The sequence below is a fragment of the Cellulomonas sp. P4_H12 genome (assembly GCF_056400905.1).
Genome location: NZ_JBFUKJ010000141.1, coordinates 1 through 535, shown reverse-complemented (window position 1 = coordinate 535; position 535 = coordinate 1). Strand labels below are relative to the sequence as shown.

General features: G+C 63.9%; 1 pseudogene. It reads left to right on the top strand.

Annotation, left to right across the window (positions count from 1 at the left end):
- A pseudogene (gene fusA, locus AC1DQC_RS20215) lies at positions 1-520 on the top strand (elongation factor G); the annotation flags it as partial.
- Between the last annotated feature and the right edge of the window lie 15 nt (positions 521-535).

Sequence of the window (535 nt, the reverse complement as noted above, 5' to 3'; positions counted from 1 at the left end):
GTACACGTTCGAGAACAAGGTCTCCGGTGGCCGCGTTCCTCGCGAGTACATCCCCTCCGTCGACCACGGTGCGCGCGACGCGATGCAGTACGGCGTCCTCGCCGGCTACCCGCTCGTGAACCTCAAGCTGACGCTGCTCGACGGTGCGTACCACGACGTCGACTCGTCCGAAATGGCCTTCAAGGTTGCCGGTTCGCAGGCACTGAAGGAAGCCGCCCGCAAGGCCGGTCCGGTCATCCTCGAGCCGCTCATGGCTGTCGAGGTGACCACGCCCGAGGAGTACATGGGCGACGTGATCGGCGACCTCAACTCCCGCCGTGGCCAGATCCAGGCCATGGAGGAACGCAGTGGTGCCCGTGTCGTGAAGGCGCTGGTTCCGCTCTCGGAGATGTTCGGCTACATCGGTGACCTGCGGTCCAGGACCCAGGGTCGAGCGAACTTCTCCATGGTGTTWGATTCCTACGCAGAGGTTCCCGCGAACGTCTCGAAGGAAATCATCGCCAAGGCAACCGGCGAGTAACACCAGCTGGGAGCA